Source organism: Mycoplasmopsis pulmonis (assembly GCF_900660575.1).
Classification (GTDB): Bacteria; Bacillota_I; Bacilli_A; order Mycoplasmatales; family Metamycoplasmataceae; genus Mycoplasmopsis_B; species Mycoplasmopsis_B pulmonis.
The window spans coordinates 140498-160640 of record NZ_LR215008.1; the positions used below are offsets into that span (position 1 = coordinate 140498).

Sequence of the window (20143 nt, forward strand, 5' to 3'; positions counted from 1 at the left end):
TTTATTTACTAGTGTTTATTTTTTATTAAAACTCAAAAATTATTTTAGAGTATAAATACAAGCCTAATATAAATAAGTTCATAATTAAAAATTATTAATTTAAGTTAAAAATAAAAGACTAACTATTTTAAATAGCTAGTCCACTATTAAGAATTTATTTTTCTATAAAGTATTATTAACAATTATTTTTAATGTCTGTCCAATCAAGGCCGTACTCTATTTTTAAAAAAGCTTGTTTTTTGGAAATGATGAACAAAGAGTGTTTGACCAATTGTTCATAGACCTCCAATTATTCAGTAGATTTGAACTCCAGCTTGAAGTGTTATTGTAAAGACCATAAAAACAATTAACATAATGTTTTGAGTTTTATTGTTCTTTTTGTAAGATTGCATCTCATAGACATTAGCTCTTTCTTTAATTTTCTTTTTAGCAAGCCATCTAGGAAGAATTTGAGAGATAACCTGAACAATTAAAGCAAGAGATACAACTCATAAATAAACTCAATTTTTTGCAAGAATTTCTTGATATGAAGCTGTTGAGAAATTAACACCTAAAAAGAAGTTTGATTTAATAACCGGAACACTTTGGATAACCCTTCAAACTGCAATAAATAAAGGTGAAGATCAAGCAATGGAGGCAACAAAATCAATTGGTGAAATATTATGCTTTTTGTATAAATCTTGAATTTCTTTTTGCTTTCTTTGCTTCATCATCTTATTATTTTCATAAGCTGCATATTTAGCATCAATTTTAGCTTTTTTACCTTGCAATTCTTGTTGCTTGTATTGACTAAAAGTTGCTTTAAAGGTAAGTCCAAAAATAAAGAGCCTTGTTACAACAACAACAATAATAATGGCAAAGACAATTCCAAATCCTGATTCAAAAGCACTTGCTACTCAGTTAGTAAATGAAGCTATTGGAGCAACTAATAGAGCATAGAAAGGTCCATAATTTCAATACTCTCCTCAAGTAACAACTGGAATTTGACCATAATCACTTTGAGCAATTTTTTCTCCTTGTGAATAAACTAGTTCAAAATCATCAGCATTATTTAAAGACTTTTTAAGTCCAGTAAAGCCATTTTCACTTATTAGTGGATTTACTCTTGTAAGATAAGCATTTAACGCTGCACTTTCACTATCACTAAGAGTTATTGAATTTAAATCCTCTTCACTAAGCTCTTGTTTGTTTAGTTGAGTTTTTAAGTGGTTGGTTGTTCTTTTTTCAAGACTTGTTAAAAACTCATTAAAACTAGCATATTTACTTCCATCAGCTCTTAAGATATTTTGATAAACAGGGAGCTTTAAGGTTTTGTCATAAAGAGCTTGTAAAAAGTCTCTTGCAAATTTAATATTTGGTTGATACTCTCTAGAAATAGGCACTTCTGAGACTTTAAAAAGCTTTAGATGTTCAATTATTTTTGGATTGTTTTCTCTGAATTTAATTGCATCACTATCTCTTTCAGTTAAACGACCTATTGCATAAATATCAGTGAATTTGTTTATTGGATCATAAGTTGTTAAAGTATCATTGAAAAATAAATACTTACCACTATTGTCTTTATAAATAATTGACTTATTTTCTTGTCCATCAGAGTCTATATAAGTGTTATCTTCTAAAATGGCTAGAGCGCTGTTGCTTGATTTAGTTTTTCCATAAACTCCGTTGTGGTTTTTTGAAAAATCTTTTAAAGCTTGTAGGCTTTGTTCATCTTTAAGAAGCTCGTTAATGTTACGATCTTTAACATAGCCGTTTTCTTCTTTTTTATAAACATTTACCCTTGGAGCGACTTTGTCTTTGCTTGGATAAAGCTCAAGCCCAGCTCCTACATTAGGTGAAGATTGTACAACAAAGCTTTGGATACAGCCAGTTAGGGCTAGTCCAATTAAAAAAATATAAACTACAAGTTTGAAAATCTTGAAGTATTTTTTGAAATTTGTTTTAGAAAATTTGTTGGAATTGTTAGATGAAGAATTAAAATAGTCATATTTTTTTGATCTATTTTCTCTTTTCATTTTTAAACCTTTCTAACATTTTTTGGATCTCTTTTTTCTTTTCTAGAAAATCAAGAGCCATAAAATTTTTCCTAACAATCATAACAATTTTATATTCCAAATTAGTTAAATCTTGAATGTCTCTTAAAATTGCCATAATTTGTCTTTTATAAAAATTTCTTTTAACAGCTCCTGCAAATTTTTTTGGAATGGAAACACCGATTTTAAAAGTATTATTTCTTTGATAATAAAAAATTAGATTCTTGGAAATAACTTGGCGTTTTGAATTAATTATCGCTTGAAATTCTCAATTTTTTCTAATGTGATATATTTTTTTCATTTAAATATCCATTAAAAAACACAAGAATTACTTATCAGAAACAGTAAGTTGTTTTCTTCCCTTTGCTCTTCTAGAAGCTAAAACTAATCTACCTTTTTTTGTTGCCATTCTTGCTCTAAAACCGTGTGTTTTAGCGTGTTTTCTCTTATTTGGTTGATATGTTCTTTTACTCATTTTAACTCCTATATTATTTAAATTTATTCATTATTTTTCAATGCAAAATTATCTTGCAACATTAGCTAGCAATTATTTATTATATTAAATTTTTATTAGCATTGAAGATATAGCGTTTTTTTCTATTCTATCACAAAAATTTATAAATGAAAGTAGATAAAATAATATTACATTTTTTAAAAAAATATCTAAAATAACACTTTTAAATTAGCCAATATTTTAAAATCTACTTTTTTTACCTTTTATCATTTCAAAAGAAATGATCTTGTCCACCTTTTTTTCTTTGACAAAAAATTTGACAAAAGCTTTATGAATTTCTATTAGCAAAGTTGGTACAAAAGCTAGAGCAATTGAAATTCACAAAATCAAAGACATCTCAACGAATCTAGTATTCATTTTGAAAAACTCAGCTAGTTGAGGAACAAGTGAAACTAGTAAAATTAAAATAGAACTAAAACTTATTGCAAGAACAACTACTCAGTTTTGTTTTAAATTAAGTCTCAATATTGATTTGTTACTTAATAAATTAATTGCGTTTATAGATGAGCTTAGTCCTAAAGTTACAAAAGAAGCTGTTGAGGCAAAAGAGACTATTTCCTTTGGACTAGCACTAGAGACATTATTTATATAATAATTAGCAGCTAGGCCATAAACTAGAAGACAAAGAAAAGCTAAGATAAATCCTTGAATAAAAATTCTTCAGCCAAGTTTATTGGCAAAAATTGACTCATGTTTGTATCTAGGTCTATTTACCATTAAGTTTAGATCATTTTCAACAAGACCAATGGCAATAGCTGGAAAGCTGTGAGTAACTAAATTAATTCATAAAAGCTGAGTTGCTCCAAAAATGTAGACCTCTTTTTCAAAAAAGCCTTGGTGATATTTAAAAATTAAACTATAAATTATAATTCCAAAAAACACAGCCAAAATTTCAGCAACTGAAGTAATTAGTAAATTTTCAATAACCTTTCTTATTTTGAAATAAATTTTTCGGCCATTTTCAACTGAATTTTTAATTGTTGTGTAATTGTCATCAAGCAAAATAACATCACTAGCTTCTTTTGAAACATCTGTTCCAGTTATTCCCATTGCAAAACCAATATCACTAGCTTTTAAAGCAGGGGCGTCATTGACTCCATCTCCTGTCATTGAAACAACTTGATCATGATCTTGTCAGGCTCTAATTATATTAAGTTTATCCTCTGGTTTTACCCTTGCATAAACACTATAATTTTGAATATTTTCTCTTAGTTTTTCATGAGGCATTTGTGCTAATTCTTGGCCTGTTAAGTATTTATCCCCTTCGGATCAAAGTCCTATTTCTTTGGCAATGGCCACAGCTGTTTCGGGGTGGTCTCCTGTAATCATAACTGTTTTGATTCCTGCATTTTTAACTTCAAAAATAGCATCTTTAACTTGCTCTCGAGGAGGATCAACTATTGCAAGAAGTCCTAGTAGGCTAAAATCTTTTTCAATTTGCTCTGATTCTAAATTTTCTTGATAAGCAAGATTAGAATCAATTTCTTTAATGGCAAGGGCTAAAACTCGATAAGTTTTTCTTGATCAATCCTGGTTTATTTTTAAAATTGGCTCTTTGTCAACTTTTAATGATCTTTTTAAAATTTCCTCACTAGCTCCTTTGGTAATGGCTATAAATTTATTTTGATATTTAAAAATCATAGTCATCATTTTTCTAGAGCTATCAAAAGGAATTTTATTAACAAGAACAAAATCTTTTTCTAAATCAGATTTTGCTAAATTATTTTTTAGAGCAAATTTAATAATTGCAGTTTCAGTTGGATCTCCTACTTCTTCAATTGAGTTATTTTCACCTATTTTTACTTGAGCAGTTGTACATAAACTTGCATAGTGAATTAGAGATGAAAAACTTTTAAAGTCTTTTTGAGTTGAAAAAAATTTATTTTCTTTGATGTTATAGACATCAACTAATTCCATTTCGTTTTTAGTTAGAGTTCCAGTTTTGTCAGTACAAATTACTGAAGTTGAGCCTAGAGCCTCAACTGCTAAAAGTGATTTAACTAAGGCGTTTTGTTTTGACATTCTTTTAACACCTAAGGAAATAATTATTGTAGTAAAAGCAGCAAGACCCTCTGGAATAGCAGCTACTGAAAGAGAAATTGCAACTATTAAAGAATTAATATAAATTTCTTTTTGACTTGCAAAATTTGCAAGAGCTATTTGAATGAAAAAAGTTATTAAAAAAAGTGATATTCCAAGAAAACCAAAAAGCTTACCTAGTTTGTGTAATTTAATTTGAAGTGGACTTTGAAGTTTGTTTTGCTCATCTAAAAGTGATGAAATTTTTCCAACTTCTGTTTGGCTTCCTATTTTAATTACAATGGCTTTTGCATAACCATTTGTCACAGAACATGAGCTAAAGATTTTATTTTTTTCTTCTAGTTTTTCAAAGTCTAAATTAGCTATTTTTTCGACAGCTAGTGACTCTCCTGTAAGTATTGATTCATTAACATTAAATTGAGAAGATTCAATCAAAATTGAATCTGCAGGAATTTTATCTCCAGCTTCTAAAATAATTAAATCACCAGGAACAAGTTCGCTTGAATCAATGTTAATTAATTGACCATCACGAATTACCTTAGATTTTATGATATTCATTTTTTTAAGTGATCTAACTATTTGATTACTTTTTATAACTTGGACAGTTCCAATTAAGCTATTTAAAAAAATAACTAATAAGATAATAAAAGGCTCAACAAAAGCTATAACTAGTTCTCTTGAAAAAGCTCAATTATTTTGACTAAGCTCAACTAAAATAACAATAAAACTTATTAGTACTGCAAAAAGAAGTAATAGGTTCATAAAGTCTTTAAATTGATCTAGAAAAATTAAAAGTCAATGACGATTTTTTTTCTCTGGAAGTTCATTTTTTCCATAGATCTCAGCTCTTGTTTTTACCTCTTGAGTTGATAGACCTTTTTCGAGGTTATCTTTAGAGATTTTACTTAAATCATTTTCATTCATATTCAATCCTTTTATTGATTTTGCTAAAGACTAAATTTTATAACATTAAGATATAAAATTCTTTTAATTTTAAATGCTTGATTTTATTTTTTTTGCAATATTTAATGGAATAACTTTGGCAAGTTCTTCTTCAGAGGCATTATAAATATTTGAGTAAGTTTCAAAGTGGGAAATTAATTTTTTTTCCATCTTTGGACCTAATCCTTTGATATTTAAAAGTGATCCCTCCAAAGATGATTTGTCCCTTCTATTATAGTGATGTTTTTTTGCAAATTGGTCAACTTCATTTTGAATCATAGATAAAAAATTTTTGACTTCTTTATCTTCTAAAAGATGCTCTTTTTCATTTGTGTCAATTAATTTTTTTGTTCTATGAAAATCATCTTTTACAAGAGCTATGATTGGAAAAGTTAAATTTGCTTTTTTCATTTGCTTTTTTACCTCATGTAATTGAGCAAATGATCCATCAACTATAAAAAGATCAGGGACTATAAAACTTTTTGAATTAATATATTTTAAAAACCCTTCTTTAAAATATTCAATATCAGCTTTTCGATCATGATTTACATCTAAATTAAATTTTCTATATTCATTTGTGTTTTTGATTCCATCAATGTAACTAACAACAACTGAAATAGGATGAAAATTAGCAAAATGAGAATTATCCATCATGACAATTCTATGAAGATTTTTTACATTGATTAAATTTGATAGTTTATCTAAATTATTTTTAGTTCTTTCTATTTTTAAAAGATGTGTTTTTTCTTTTTCATTGATATTTGTAAGAGTGTTTTCATTAACTAAATCAATTAATTTTTTATAAATTCCTTTTTTAGGATAAAGAACTTTTGATTCAAAATTAAGTTGCAAATTAAGCTTTAAAAATGACTTATCTAAAATCAAAATATTAGGTGCGATTTTGTTTTTGTAAAACTCATTAATAAACTCTTCAACACTTGATTCAAAAGAAGTTTTGATTTCAATTATGTGATCAACTTTGTTTAATAAAATTCCATATTTATAAAAAAAAACAGTACTAAAAAGAAGGCCATTTTTTTCAATTATACTAATGACATCAATGTTTAAAATTTTTTTTAATTCAGCTATTTGAGACTCTTTTAATTTAGTTAAATATTCATGTGAGAGTTTTAAATCATTGGCTACTTCAAATTGATAATTTTGAGCGGCAATGAGCATTTTTTCTTTAATTTGATTTAGATATAAATTATTTTTAAAAGACAAGATATCTTTGATTTTTTCAAAGCGTTGTTTTCAAAAAACAGAGTCTTTATTTTCTATAAAAATTCCATTTTCATATAATGCTTCTCTTTGTAATAATTTAAGGATTATTGAAGAGCCATGTCCTGTCGGAAAAGGACCATAATATAATGTGTTTTGACTGTTTTTATAAACTCTTCTAGCTATAGAAATTTCTAAGCCATCTTTATTTAAAAAAATTTTGATATATGAAAAACGCTTGTCATCAGATAACAAGATGTTGTAATAAGGTTTGTGTTTCCTAATTAGGTTTCTTTCAAGAATCAAAGCTTCTTTTGGATTTTGTACAATGATTATTTCAAAGTTAGCAATTTTTTCTACAAGAGCATGAGTTTTATAAGAATTTAGTGATCCTTTGAAATATTGCTTCATTCTATCATTTAAATTGTTTGCCTTACCAATGTAAAGAATAGAATTAAATTGATCTTTTCAAAAATAAACTCCCGGCTTTTTAGGAACACTATCCAATTTTCTTATATCCATAAAATTATTTTTTTAATTACACTTTTAACATGTTGTTATTCAATGGTAGCGCCAAATTGTCACTTGGCTTTGTCTAGGCCTAAAATAATTTCATCAATTAATGGCTGTTCTGTAAAACTTCAGCTAACTAATTCAATGTGTTTAAGTAAAATCTCAATATCATTAACAACATTTTTTGCTATATGTTTAATGTCAAAAGCTACATCTTCTTTTTCTTCTTTAATTAATGAAATTTCAAGAGCTTTTTCTAATGACGAAATTGAAAATTTTCCGTTCATTCTAATTTTTTCAGCTACATCATCGGTGTAGTCTCTTACTTGTTTTATTAATTTTTCTAATTGTTTGTGTCATTGAAAAAAATGAGATCCATAAAGATTTCAGTGATAAGCTTGTAGTTTTTGGTTGAAAATAGTTAAGCTAGCTTGCAAAATTCTTAGTTTATCAAGGTTCATAATTAATCCTCCATTTTTATAATAATTTTCTATGCTATCATTTTATCTTAAGTTACGTTTTTTATCTTAAAATTCTTATATATCAATTTTATGTGTTTCAATTAATGGTTTTAACTAGAAATTGAATAAAAAATTTTATAAAATACCCATTAAGGAGATGCTATGACCAAAAAAAATAAAAACTTTAAAAAATTAAAAATTTATTCTTTTTTTTCTTTTCCATTTTTACTAGCTTTGGTTCCTTTTGTTGCTATTTCTTGTGTTCAAAATAACCAAGACAAAACTAGTAGTTCAGAAACACAAGAAATGGCCAATCAAAGCAAGCCATCTAATGAGCAAAAAAAAGATGATCAAACAAGTAAAAATGAAAATACAAATAAGGATATGGCTACTCCTAGCCAACCTGAGAAAAAAGACGAAAACGCTTCAAAGAATAATGAAAAAAATAACTTATCAAGTCCAAACAATGCTCAAGATAAAAAAGATCAAAGCAACAATCAAAGTACTAAGCAAGATCCAAAACAAAGTGAAGATCAAAAACAATCAGATACAACCAAAGATCAAGAATCACAAAAAAAGGTTGACATACAAAAGTTTTTTGACAACTTTAAAATTTCGGTAAAAAACACTGATAAATTCCCATCTATGTTATTAAAAAATGAAAGTGATTTTGAAATAGAAAAAGAAAATTTTAATTTAACAAATGATGATGCTTTTTCAAAATTAAATGTAAAAATAAATGCATTGGAATTAGATGATTTAAAAGGAACTTTAAAAGTTAATGTAAGTGTTTTAGATGGTAAAGATAAACATACTGAAGAATTTAGCTTCAATGATTTACAAAGTGAAGCAAAATTTTCAACTAATCATTTTTTTCTAGGTAAAGACATAAAAATTACTAATGATAAAACTGATTTTCAAGATGCAAATAAATTTGTTGAAGAGTTAAAAAAAATAACTGATGTAAATGAAAAAGTTAAAAAACTTCAAGAGATAATAGATTTCAAAATTTCACTTAAAGAAGATGAAAAATATCTTAGTGATATGATTAAAGTTTCGAGCATTTTTTCAGAAAAATTAGAAGTAAAAACTCAAGGTGAATCTAATCTTAGGCTTAAAGCTAATACATTAATTTTTAAATACAAATTAACTCTAAATCATAGTTTTAAAAAATTGGAAAATAACAAAATATCAATTGTCACAAAAACTTCTGAAATTAATAAATTGATCTCTGAAGCAAAAGAAATTAATGTTCCTTTTAAACTACAATTAAAAGCATTATTTGATAGTATTGAACCAAGAGAAGAGATAACAGAAAGTGAATATAAAAATCAATTACCAAGTTATTATGAGGTTCTTTGAAAAAAATATAAAGCAGGCTCATCTGATGCAAGAGATTTAGGTGGAAAATTAAATCATTTTGATGCTCCTTATCAACTATTTACCAAATGATTTAAAACGGGAGAAAAATTTGAATCAGCAGATAAATCAGGCTATGATATTTCAAAATATAAAGTTAAACCTGTTTTTGAAATTCAAAGTTCAAATGATCTTGAAGGAACTTTAAAATTAATTCTATCTTTTAAAGTTGATGATCATCATAAAGATGCAGATAATTTAAATGATTTAATAAATGATCAAACATTTGCTATTACAAAAGTATTTACCCTAAAAGGATTTAGAAAATTCACAGAAAAAGAATTAAGCAATAATGGTAGCAAAGGATTAGAAACTAGATTAAAAATAATTACAAGTAGTGCTAAAAATCAAATTGAAAAAAGTTTAACTGAAGAGCAAAAACAAAAAAATGAATTTATTGTTGTTAATAATGAAGAAACCATTAAAAAACTAAAAGAAAATCTTAATTCACAAAACACAGGAAGATCAGCAATTAAACTACAATATAAATCTAATAATGAATCAGAAGATGTTACCAAAAACGAAAATAATATTTGATTAGAAGATATTGTAGAAAAATATGTTCCAAGTATTGAATATACTAAATTTGAATACAATCCTAAAACAAAAGATCTAAAAATTTTTTATACATTAACACTAACAGTTAATGAAAAAATCTTTAGTTCTGATACTTACTACCAAATAAACTTAAATCCAACTAATAGAGAAAAGAAACAAATCTAATATATGGCAGAGATCATAAAAAAAGGAATTTTGTTAAGTGTTAAAGACTACTCTGAACATGATGTTATTTTAAAAGTTTTGTTTATTGATTCAACTGAGGCCATTCTTGCAAAAGGTATTAGAAAAATAGAAAGTAAAAATAGATCAAATTTAATGGTTGGTTCAATAGTTGAATTTATTTATTTTAAAGCTAGATTAGAAACTAAAATTTCAAGATTAAAAAAAGCAACGTTAATTCAACTTTTTGATTTTACTAGTGTTCAAAATCAATTTTTGTTTCAAAGAATTTTTCACTTTATAAATCAATTAACTAAAATAGATGAATATTTTTTCCAAAGTTATAGTGATATTCTAAATTATCAAAAAAAAGATTGCAACTCTCACATAATTACTTTTCTTTATTTTAGGACAATGAAGTCTTTAGGAATTGAACCTAATTTTTCAAGTTGCTATAGATGTGGATCATTTGCACAAATAGTTAATGTTAAAGTTCATGAAGGTGGCTTTTTATGTAGTAATTGTTCACTAAAAAGAAAGCCAATAAGAATGCTTAAAAATTTTTATTATTTAACTTTTACATTTAAAGATTATTTGAGAAATACAACCTTTGATGAAAATGAGATAATTAAACAAGAACTAATAAGCTATTTAGAAGAAAATGGCTTTTATTTTGGGCAAAATCAAAAATAAACTTGGAGAAAATAGTATGGAAAATTTAAAACTAGATATAATAAATAACTTGAAAAACATAATTGGTTTTTGTTCTTTAACTAACATTGATTTATCTGAAGCGTTTGCAAAAAAAGTAAATGAAAATAAATGAAATGAACTAATTTTAATTGAAACTAATGAAAAACAAGTTTCAATTAAATTTGCATTGATTGTAATGGATTCTATTAGACTAGATTTTATTATGAAATCAATTAAAGCATCTATTAAAAACATTCTATCTTCATATTCATTAACTATAAAGACATTAGATATATATGTAAGAGGAGTTTCTTGTGATAAAAAATAAAATTGGAGGCCATGAGTGATCTAAAGCTTTTATTTCGGCTTCAAATAATCTTCAAAATCATAAAAATGAAATTAACGCCTTAAATGTTTTTCCAGTTCCCGATGGAGATACTGGAACAAACATGGTAGCAACAGTAGTTGATTCAACCTTGCTTTTAGAGGATGAAAAGGAAAGTTTCATTGGTGTTATCTCAGAGATAATTTCAAAAAATATGTTGCTTTCAGCTAGAGGTAATTCAGGGGTTATTTTAAGCCAAATTTTTAAAGGTTTTTCATTAGCTTTTCAAAGCAAAAAAACAATTAACATAGCTGAGGCCATCGATGGCTTTGAACAAGCTTATAAAAGTGCCTATTCTGCAGTTTTACGTCCTGTTGAAGGAACAATTCTAACTGTTGTTAGAGAAACTTATGAACATTTATTTAAAAACAAATCTAATATTGATGATTTTATTTCCTTTTTTAAAAAAGCTGTTGAAGGAGCAGAAAAATCTCTTGCAAAAACTCCCGAAAAACTTCCTATATTAAAAGAAGTTGGAGTAGTTGACTCTGGAGGAAGAGGTTTTGTTGAAATTTTAAAAGGCTTTTTAGCTTTTTTCCAAGATGAGCCAATTGCTTTAAAGCAATTAGATAGCTCTGATTCAGCATTTTTTTTAAGCAAAGAAGTCTATGATGGTGAATTTGGATATTGTAGTGAATTTATTCTTGAGTTAAATGATGAAAAAATCAAAAAATTTAATAGAGATAAATTTGCAACAAAATTAGAAAAAATTGCCTCATCTGTTGTAATTATTCATGACAAAAATATTTTAAAAGTTCATGCTCATGTTGAAGAACCTGGAGTGTTTTTAAATATGGCTCAAAGGTTTGGTGAATTTACAAAAATTAAAATTGAAAACATGACAGAACAAGCCAATGAATCAAAAAAACTTACAAATCAAGAAGTTACATCTTTAATTTCAAAAGTTAATCAAGTTTCGGGGATTGTCTCATGTAATTTAGGACAAGGCTTTATTGATGAAATGAAAGAGTTAGGATGCAACTTTGTTATTGAAAGTGGTCAAAGTCAAAACCCAAGTGCCAAAGAAATTATGGAAGCCATTGAAAGTGTTGGAGCTCCTAATGTTTTTGTTTTACCAAATAATTCAAATATCTTTTTAGCAGCTCAACAAGCTGCTCAAACAGTTAAAGATAAAAATGTTTATGTAATGCAAACTAAATCGCAAGTCGAAGGAATTGTTGCCATGGAATATTTCAACCATGAAGCTAGTTATGAAGATAATAAAGAATTAATGGAAGAGGCCCTTGAAAACGTTCAAACAGGTGAGGTTACAAAAGCAAGCAGAAGTACAAAAATTAACGATGTTAAAATCAACAAAGATGAGTATTTAGCAATTGCTAATGGAAAAATTGTCGGTTCAGAAAAAACCAATGTTGAAGCCTTTAAAAAAGTTTTAAAACATTTAGTTAATGAAAACTCTGATTTAATTACAATTTACTATGGAGACTGAGTTTCTAAAACAGAAATTGAAGAGTTAACAAACTTTATTGAAATAAAATATGAAGTTGAAATTAAAATCAAAAATGGTAAACAACTTGTTTATGACTTTCTAATTGGAGTTGAATAATTATGAAAACAATAGCCTTTGACGTAATGGGAAATGACTTTGGACCACAAGCTGCAGTGCAAGCAAGCTTAGAATTTGTTCAAAAAAATCCTGATTTTCAAATAATCTTAGTTGGTGACAAAAAAGAAATCGAAAAATTTACAAAAGAAACTAGTCAAATTAAAATATTAGAAAGTCATAATATAGCCTCATCAAAAGATGGGCTTCGTCAAGTTTCTAAAATGGAAAATTCCATGAATAGTGCTCTTGATTTAGTTGTTGAAAAAAAAGCAGATGCTGTTCTTTCAAGTGGTGATTCAGGGGCTTATTTAACTAGTGCTTTATTAAAAGTTAAAAGGCTAAAAGGAATTTTACGTCCTGCTTTTATGCCTATTTTTCCAACAATTGTCAAAGATAAAAAAATTCTTGTTCTAGATGTTGGGGCTAATTTAGAAACAAAAGTTGAATATTTAATTCAATGAACAAAACTAGCTTCAATTTTTAGTAATAAAATTTTAAAAGTAAAAAATCCAAAATGTGCTCTTGTTAACATTGGAGTTGAAGATTACAAAGGTTTTGATTTTCATAAACAAGCAAATGAAGAATTAAAGCAAAGTAATGCCAATTATATTGGATTTTTAGAGCCAAGGAATATCCTTGATGGAAAAGTTGATGTAGCTGTTGTTGATGGCTATGGAGGTAACTTAATTTTAAAGTCAATGGAAGGAGCTGTTTTGGCTTTAAAAAAAGTTATTAAAGAATCTATAACTAAAACTTTTTTTAGAAAAATTTTGGCTCTTTTTCTAAAAAAAGCTTTTAAAGATGCTGCCGAAAGATTAGATTATAGAAACGTTGGTGCAGCTTGAGTTTTAGGACTAAATGGTATTGTTGTAAAAAGCCATGGATCAAATGATTTTAAAGCATATTTAGGTGCTTTAGAGCAAGTAAAACAAGGCATTAATGCAAAAGTAATTGATGTTTTTAGAGAGACTCTAGAATAATGAGAAAAAAAACATCTTGAAATATCAACACTCACATTCAAAAACATTTTAAAGATCTTGTTTTTGAACTTAATAAATTAGGTATTAATCAAATAAGTCAAAAAGAAAAAAACATTTTTTTTCAAGCTTTTACTCACACTACTTTTCACAATTTATATAAAGCAAAATCATATGAAATGTTAGAGTTTTTAGGTGATGCGATTTTACAAAAAAATGTCTCTGAATATATTTTTAAAAATACTGAATCAAATAAAATAAATCCAGGAACTGCAACTTTGATTCGTTCAAAACTTGTTAATAAAACTTGTCTTTCAAATTTAGCAAAAGAGCTAAAACTTGACAAGTTTTTATTGCTTCCAAAAGGCCAAGAAGAACTTGTTAAAAATGAAAAAGTTTTATCCGATCTTTTTGAGTCTCTTTGCGCTGCAATTTATATAACAAAAGGCAATGATGTTTTAGAAGTTTTTCTTCAAAAATATCTTTATCCAAAAATGCAAGATTTAGAATATAAAACTTTAAAAAATGCCAAGGGACGTTTTCAAGAAATTTTTCAAGCAACAACTAAATCAGCTGGAAAATATGTCATTAGTTTTGATGAAGAAAAAAAGATTTATGAGGCTAAGTTAATTCACTCAGAGACTATCTATGGAATAGGCTATGGAAAAAACAAAAAAGAAGCTGAACAAAACGCAGCTGAAGACGCTTTGAAAAAGTTAGTAATTTAATAAAAAAATCAAGTTCAATTGAGCTTGATTTTTTTGTGTTTTTTTGCTTTTATAAAAGTATCTAATAAAACTATTTTTTTGTAAAAATCAAGATTGTATTGTCTTGATTTTTGGTGCAAAATGCATTTGGCGAGAGATGTAGGAATCGAACCCACGCAAACAGGTTTGGAATCTGTAGTACTACCATTATACTAATCTCCCAGAAAAAATTATTTACCGAATTTAAAATGACAAATGTCACCATCTTGCATAAGGTAGTTTTTACCCTCAAGACGCATTTTACCATTTTCTTTTGCATTTTGTTCAGAACCAGCTTCGATAAAGTCTTTGTATGAAATAACTTCGGCTTTAATAAACTTTTTCTCAAAGTCACTATGAATAATTCCTGCACACTGAGGAGCTAAAGAATTCTTCTTGTAAACTCAAGCTCGAGCTTCAACTTTACCTACTGTAAAAAAAGTTTCTAAATCAAGTAGTTCAAAAGCTTTTCTTGCCAAAATATTAATACTTGAATCTTCAATATTCATAGCTTGCATCATTTCATTTTTTTCTTCTTCATTTTCAATGCTAGAAAGCTCAGTTTCAATTTTAATACAAATTGGAATTGTCATAAAATTTTGCTCTTGAGCAAATTTTAAAAGTTTTTGATAATTTTGATTTTTATCCAAATTATCAAGATCATTTAAACCGATGTTTGCTACAAAAATTTGAGGCTTCATTGTTAAAAGTTGATGTGATTTAATTAGATCTTTTTCTTCTTGATTTAAATTAATTGAAATGGCTAATTTTTGATTAGAAAGAGCTTCTTTAATTTTGTTTAAAAGTTCATATTCTTTTTTGACTGTAGCATCATTTGAACTAAGAGCTCTTTTTTTAATTCTATTTAAAATATTTTCAACACTTTGAAGATCAGCTAAGATAAGTTCTAAATTAATAGTTTCGGCATCAAAAACTGGATCAATTTTTCCACCAACATGTAAAACATCATTGTTTTCAAAACATCTTACAACATGAATGATGGCATCAACTTCTCTGATGTTTGCTAAAAACTTATTTCCTAGTCCCTCACCTTTTGAAGCTCCAGCTACCAATCCTGCAATGTCGACAAAATCAAAAGTTGCATAAATTATTTTTTTTGAATTAGCCAACTTGGCTAATTTTTGCAATCTTTTATCAATTAACTCAACACTTGCAATGTTAGGTTCTATAGTTGTAAAAGCATAATTTGCTGATTCAACACTTTTTTTAGTAATAGCTGAAAAAAGCGAACTTTTACCTACATTTGGAAGACCAACTATTCCTGCTTTTAATGACATCATCTACTCCTTTATTTTTTGAAACTAAACTCAACAAAATTTATATTTTTTCCTAGTGAAACAAACTTTTGTTCATAGCTAGTTTTTACATTATCTTTTGCAAATTCTGATTTTTCTAAATCACTTGTTTTGTTAATAATATTTAGACCATTTTTTTCTAAAGACTCAAGAGTTCATTGAAAAAAATCATCATTGTCAGTTTTTAATTTAATTAGACCATTTTCAGAGAGAATTTTTGAATAGATCTTCAAAAATTTTTCATAAGTAAGCCTTCTTTTATAGTGGCGTTTTTTAGGTCAAGGATCTGAAAATGTAAGTCAAATTAAATCAAAAGTTCCTTCAAAAAAATCCAATGCATTTTCTACATCATCAACAATGATAAAAAAATTATTTAACTCAAGCTTTTTTGCTTTTTTAGCGGCTATTAGTGCAACAGTGGGATATTTTTCAATTCCTACAAAAATTTTTTGTGGATTTTTTTGAGCTAGTTCAATGAGCATTTGACCTTTACCCATACCAATTTCTAAAGTTGAATTTTTTTCAACTTTAAAAGGAAAATTCTTAATTACATTTTCACAGCTTTCAAGCTCTAATTTAGCATTTTTATTATTTCTTAGTCTCATAGTTTATTGAATTAAAATTTTGTCTTAGATAACAAAAATCTTTACTATAGAATAGTATTACAAAATTAATTATTTAATTTAAAATAAATAGAGGTAAATTATGGAATATATTGTATGAGTCTTTTTCGGTCTAATTTGTGTAGCATTAATTGCATACTTTATTTTTAGTTTTATTAAAGACAAAAAAAAGCAAAAAAAAATTAGAATTCAAGAAAAAGAAACTGAGAAAAAAACTCATGAAAAATATCAAGAATACATTTTTCAAATTAATGAAGTAATTGATGAAAATAAAAATTTACTTGATTCATTTATAGCTTCAATTGGAAAAATGAAAATGGGAGAAGTAACTAAAAAAGCCTCTTTATTTTTGGAGTCAATTTATAATAGTAGAATTTATTTAGCTTTTTTTAAAGATAATCTTAAATATACAAAATTTGTTAAAAACTTAAGTGTAATTGCAAAAACTAAATCTAATTTGTGAGAGAAAAAATGTCAAAGTCAACTTAGCTTTTTTAAAGAAGAAAAAGAAAAAATTACTTTAGATGAACTAACAAAGCCAAAATTAGAAAAAGCAATAGAAATTGTCAAGGAGCACTACTATGGCAAGGAGCAATAAAATTAGTTTTGTTCCAAATCTTTTAACAATTTTTAGACTTATACTTGCTCTTCCTTATATTGTTTTATTTTCACTTTTGACTGGCTCTTTTTGAAAAAGTTGTGATCAGTATATTTCAATACTAATAAGTCTTATAGTAATTTTTGCTTTGTCAATGTTAAGTGATTTTTTAGATGGATATATTGCAAGAAAAACAAATTCTATTTCAAATTTTGGAAAGCTTTTTGATCCTATAGCAGACAAAATTATCATTAGCACTACATTAATATTTTTTGCGCTTTTAAATTACACTTATGTTGCTTTAACAGTTGTTTTTATAATTAGAGATTTAGTGGTAGATGGATCTAGAAATTTAGCTGCAAAAAATAACTTAAAAATTGAAGCATCAATTTGAGGAAAATTAAAAACAATTATGCAAATAGTAGCTATTTTTTCTATTTTTGGCGGTGTTTTATTTGCAAATAATTTGAATTGGCAAAACTTTAAAATTTTAATAAATATACCAATGTACATTGCTTTATTTGTATCTATTGTTTCTGGGTTTTTATATTTTTTACCAATAGTGCCATATTTAAAAAAATAATATAAAATTTGAGATTACATATGGAAAAGATAATTAATTCAGAACTTCCTAGCATATATAGGGATAAGAGGCTTTCAAGATTTTTAATGATTTGCGAAATTTACAAATGATATTTATCTGAAAGTAATTTAGATATTAATGATGATTTTGTAAATCAAGCCTTTTCACTTGAAGAAAATAAAGTACTTAAATTAATATTAAAAAATAAAACTAAATTTGAAAATTTAATTAGTAAATTTTTAAAATCAAATAGCTTAAAATGAGAGCAAATTTTGCCTTTGATTAAAGCCATCATTTTATTTTTTTCAGTTCAAATTAGTTTGCAAGATCTTGATGGACCAGTGCTTATTTCTGAGGCACTTGAAATTTCAAAAGATCTAATATATGAAAAAAAAGAAGTAGCTTTTATTAATGCTATTTTAGATAAAATATCAAAATTTTTTAAGGAATTAAATGACTATAAAGGAAATAAAAAAGAATCTAAAATCTAGATCACTTTTAAATTCATATTTAAGTAGTTTTAAATCTAAAAAAAACTACTTATTATTTTCGTCAATTATTATTCCAATTTTAGACTTTCAAAAATGTAAAGTTTATGATTTGACAAACATTGAATTTTATATTTCACAAAATTTTTCATCTCTTAAAGAGTTTGAAAAAATTTGTGATTTTATCAAAGATAATTGCCTTGCAGATTATGAACATGTTCGTTGAGATCAGTTCTTAAAGTTTTTGTTTATTTGCTACAAACAAAATGAAGAGAATGCAACTACTTCATTTTTAAAATGAGATTTCATTGCTGAAAACAAGAAAAAAAGAAATCACTATATAACATTTTTAGAATCTATTTGACATATTAATAATTACAATGATTTTATTAGAAATATGCTTTGAAGAATTGGTAAGTAAATGACATTAAAAGAGTATTTAATTTCGCTTGATAAAAATGAAAAAGAAGCTGTTGGTTTAATACTTTCTTCCAAAGTAAAAGTCAATGATGAATTTGTTTTACTTCCTTCTTATTTGGTAAAACAAAATGACATTATTGAAATAGTTAATGTTAAAGAATATGTCTCAAGAGGAGCTTATAAATTACTTCAAGCAATAGAAGATTTTAAATTAGACTTTAAAGACAAAATTGTTCTTGATATAGGCTCTTCTACTGGAGGCTTTAGCCAAGTGGCTTTAATCAATGGAGCCAAAAAAGTTTATGCTCTTGATTCAGGGACAAATCAACTTGATTATAAATTAAGAATTTTAGACAATGTTGTAGTTTATGAAAACACCAATCTAAAAAATATAAATCCAAAAATGTTTGAAGAGCAGCTTGACATTTGTGTTTGTGATGTTTCCTTTATTAGCCTAAAAGAAGTTTTTAAAGTACTTCAGAGTGTTTTGAAAAAAAATAAGAGCTTGATGGCTCTTATTAAACCTCAATTTGAAGCGCCAAAAAATTTAGTTGAAAAAGGTGGATATGTAAATGTTAAATATCATGAAGAGATAATCAATAAAGTAATTAATTTCGCTCATGATTATGAATTTGAATTAGTTCAATTTTTCCCATCAAAAACACCTGGAAAAAAAGCTAAAAACATTGAATACATCTCTCTTTTTAGAAAGGCTTAATATGATTGATTGAAATAAAATAAGAAAGTCTTTTCCATTCTTAAAACAAGGGATAATTTATTTTGACTCAGCCGCTAATTCCCTTAAACCTGAAAATGTAATAGACTCTGTTATTAACTACTATAGAAACTTTGGACTTTCTAACAAAAATTATGGTATTACACCAGCTTTAAAAGTTGAAGAAGAAAAGCAAAAAACTAGAGAGATACTAACTAATTTTTTAGGTATAAAAATGAATGAAATTTTCTTTACATCAGGAACACCTGATTCATTAGATAGAATATCAAAAATGCTTTTAGATGTTTTAGAAGATGGTGATGAAATTTTGCTTTCAGAACTAAATCATCCTTCAAATGTTTTGCCTTGAATTGAACTTAAAAAATATCGAAAAATAGAAGTTAAATTTTCAAGCAATTTATACAATGATATAAATGAAAAAACAAAAGTAATTTCTTATTCACAAGAGAGTAATAACTTTGATTTTAATGAGGATTTAGCTAAGATATACAAAAAAGCAAAAGAGTATAAATCTTGAGTTATAAATGATGCAGCTCAGGCAATAGCACATCAAAAAGTTTCCTTTGATTTTTGTGATGCTTTTGCCTTTAGTTCAAACAAATTTTATGGACCAACTGGCATGGGAGTTTTAGCTGTTAAAAATGAACTTTTAAATTTTATAAAACCGGTTTTTGTAGATAAAAAATCATCTATAAAAATTAACTTAGATGGTTATTTTGTTTTGCAAGATAGTGGAGAAAAATTTGGAAGTAGATCTTCAAATATTGCAGGATTAATTCAATTAAAAGAATCTTTTATTTTTATTCAAAAAGTTGGTATTGAAAATATTTTTAATAGAATAAAAGAGCTTTCAAATTATTTATATACAAAACTAAATGAAGTTGAAAATATTGAGATTTTTAATAAGCGCGGTTCTTCTTTATATATGTTTAATATTAAAGGTAAAAAAGCAGAAGATATAATTGATTATTTAGCAACTAAAAAAATCATTTTAAGAAGTGCTGTTTTTTGCTGTAATCTTTCGCCAAAATGTAAAGGAACAAAAGCACTAGCTAGAATTTCACTTGGAATGTATAACACTTTTGAGGAAATAGATAAATTTATTGAAGAGTTAAAGAATATAGATTTATAAAACTATAAGTATTTGT

20 protein-coding genes and 1 tRNA gene are annotated in these 20143 nt (G+C 26.3%); 12 read left to right on the top strand and 9 right to left on the bottom strand.

The window, feature by feature from the left end; all coding sequences use genetic code 4:
- Positions 1-188 precede the first annotated feature (188 nt).
- The 6 genes from yidC to EXC36_RS00660 all read right to left on the bottom strand — a co-directional run bounded on the left by yidC (position 189) and on the right by EXC36_RS00660 (position 7724).
- Positions 189-2015: a membrane protein insertase YidC gene (gene yidC / locus EXC36_RS00635; protein WP_129689994.1), complete on the bottom strand. Its 1827-nt coding sequence runs from the start codon at positions 2013-2015 to the stop codon at positions 189-191.
- A complete protein-coding gene (rnpA, locus tag EXC36_RS00640) occupies positions 1999-2334 on the bottom strand; it encodes a ribonuclease P protein component (RefSeq protein ID WP_010924957.1) in 336 nt (111 codons plus the stop codon). The genes yidC and rnpA overlap by 17 nt, the downstream gene beginning before the upstream one ends.
- A gap of 27 nt (positions 2335-2361) precedes the next feature.
- A complete protein-coding gene (gene rpmH / locus EXC36_RS00645) occupies positions 2362-2508 on the bottom strand; it encodes a 50S ribosomal protein L34 (RefSeq protein WP_010924958.1) in 147 nt (48 codons plus the stop codon).
- Positions 2509-2727: 219 nt separating this feature from the next.
- Positions 2728-5511 carry a cation-translocating P-type ATPase gene (locus EXC36_RS00650; RefSeq protein ID WP_129689996.1) on the bottom strand — a complete coding sequence of 928 codons (2784 nt, stop codon included), beginning with the start codon at positions 5509-5511 and terminating at the stop codon, positions 2728-2730.
- Between the two features lie 69 nt (positions 5512-5580).
- Positions 5581-7272 (bottom strand): GIY-YIG nuclease family protein, encoded by a 1692-nt coding sequence (locus EXC36_RS00655; protein WP_129689998.1) that lies wholly within the window; start codon positions 7270-7272, stop codon positions 5581-5583.
- Between the two features lie 35 nt (positions 7273-7307).
- Positions 7308-7724, bottom strand: coding sequence for a Dps family protein (locus EXC36_RS00660; protein ID WP_010924961.1), 417 nt, complete (start codon positions 7722-7724; stop codon positions 7308-7310).
- A gap of 162 nt (positions 7725-7886) precedes the next feature.
- Here EXC36_RS00660 and EXC36_RS00665 point away from each other — a divergent pair, with 162 nt between their 5' ends.
- Genes EXC36_RS00665 through rnc form a run of 6 tightly spaced genes read left to right on the top strand, consistent with a single transcriptional unit; the run spans position 7887 to position 14213 of the window.
- Positions 7887-9866: a hypothetical protein gene (locus EXC36_RS00665; RefSeq protein WP_129690000.1), complete on the top strand. Its 1980-nt coding sequence runs from the start codon at positions 7887-7889 to the stop codon at positions 9864-9866.
- Positions 9867-9869: 3 nt separating this feature from the next.
- Complete coding sequence (recO, locus tag EXC36_RS00670) at positions 9870-10556, top strand: DNA repair protein RecO (protein WP_010924963.1); 687 nt, start codon at positions 9870-9872, stop codon at positions 10554-10556.
- Between the two features lie 16 nt (positions 10557-10572).
- Positions 10573-10884, top strand: coding sequence for a hypothetical protein (locus tag EXC36_RS00675; RefSeq protein WP_129690002.1), 312 nt, complete (start codon positions 10573-10575; stop codon positions 10882-10884).
- On the top strand, positions 10871-12508 hold the full coding sequence (locus EXC36_RS00680) for a DAK2 domain-containing protein (RefSeq protein ID WP_129690004.1): 1638 nt from the start codon (positions 10871-10873) through the stop codon (positions 12506-12508). Before EXC36_RS00675 ends, EXC36_RS00680 begins: the two co-directional genes overlap by 14 nt.
- Positions 12509-12510: 2 nt before the next feature.
- A complete protein-coding gene (gene plsX / locus EXC36_RS00685) occupies positions 12511-13488 on the top strand; it encodes a phosphate acyltransferase PlsX (RefSeq protein ID WP_129690006.1) in 978 nt (325 codons plus the stop codon).
- Positions 13488-14213, top strand: a complete 726-nt coding sequence (gene rnc / locus EXC36_RS00690) for a ribonuclease III (protein WP_010924967.1) — start codon at positions 13488-13490, stop codon at positions 14211-14213. Before plsX ends, rnc begins: the two co-directional genes overlap by 1 nt.
- A 127-nt stretch (positions 14214-14340) precedes the next feature.
- Here the strand turns inward: rnc and EXC36_RS00695 are convergent.
- The 3 genes from EXC36_RS00695 to trmB form a co-directional block, all read right to left on the bottom strand.
- Positions 14341-14414: transfer RNA gene (locus EXC36_RS00695), tRNA-Trp, on the bottom strand.
- 8 nt (positions 14415-14422) lie between these two features.
- Positions 14423-15529 (bottom strand): redox-regulated ATPase YchF, encoded by a 1107-nt coding sequence (gene ychF, locus EXC36_RS00700; protein ID WP_041363939.1) that lies wholly within the window; start codon positions 15527-15529, stop codon positions 14423-14425.
- 11 nt (positions 15530-15540) lie between these two features.
- Entirely contained in the window at positions 15541-16152 is a 612-nt protein-coding gene (gene trmB / locus EXC36_RS00705; RefSeq protein WP_010924970.1) for a tRNA (guanosine(46)-N7)-methyltransferase TrmB, read from the bottom strand.
- Between the two features lie 100 nt (positions 16153-16252).
- Here trmB and EXC36_RS00710 point away from each other — a divergent pair, with 100 nt between their 5' ends.
- From EXC36_RS00710 to EXC36_RS00735, 6 genes are read left to right on the top strand one after another with little or no spacing between them, the layout of a single operon-like run.
- Positions 16253-16768, top strand: coding sequence for an MHJ_0274 family protein (locus tag EXC36_RS00710; RefSeq protein WP_010924971.1), 516 nt, complete (start codon positions 16253-16255; stop codon positions 16766-16768).
- Positions 16752-17351, top strand: a complete 600-nt coding sequence (pgsA, locus tag EXC36_RS00715) for a CDP-diacylglycerol--glycerol-3-phosphate 3-phosphatidyltransferase (RefSeq protein ID WP_041363941.1) — start codon at positions 16752-16754, stop codon at positions 17349-17351. The genes EXC36_RS00710 and pgsA overlap by 17 nt, the downstream gene beginning before the upstream one ends.
- Positions 17352-17371: 20 nt before the next feature.
- On the top strand, positions 17372-17842 hold the full coding sequence (locus EXC36_RS00720; RefSeq protein WP_083801825.1) for a transcription antitermination factor NusB: 471 nt from the start codon (positions 17372-17374) through the stop codon (positions 17840-17842).
- A complete protein-coding gene (locus tag EXC36_RS00725; protein WP_010924974.1) occupies positions 17805-18260 on the top strand; it encodes a hypothetical protein in 456 nt (151 codons plus the stop codon). Before EXC36_RS00720 ends, EXC36_RS00725 begins: the two co-directional genes overlap by 38 nt.
- The gene (locus EXC36_RS00730) at positions 18261-18977 is read left to right on the top strand and encodes a TlyA family RNA methyltransferase (protein WP_129690008.1); all 717 of its coding nucleotides are present in this window, start codon (positions 18261-18263) and stop codon (positions 18975-18977) included.
- Position 18978: 1 nt separating this feature from the next.
- A complete protein-coding gene (locus EXC36_RS00735) occupies positions 18979-20127 on the top strand; it encodes an aminotransferase class V-fold PLP-dependent enzyme (RefSeq protein ID WP_041363946.1) in 1149 nt (382 codons plus the stop codon).
- The last annotated feature ends 16 nt before the right edge of the window (positions 20128-20143 follow it).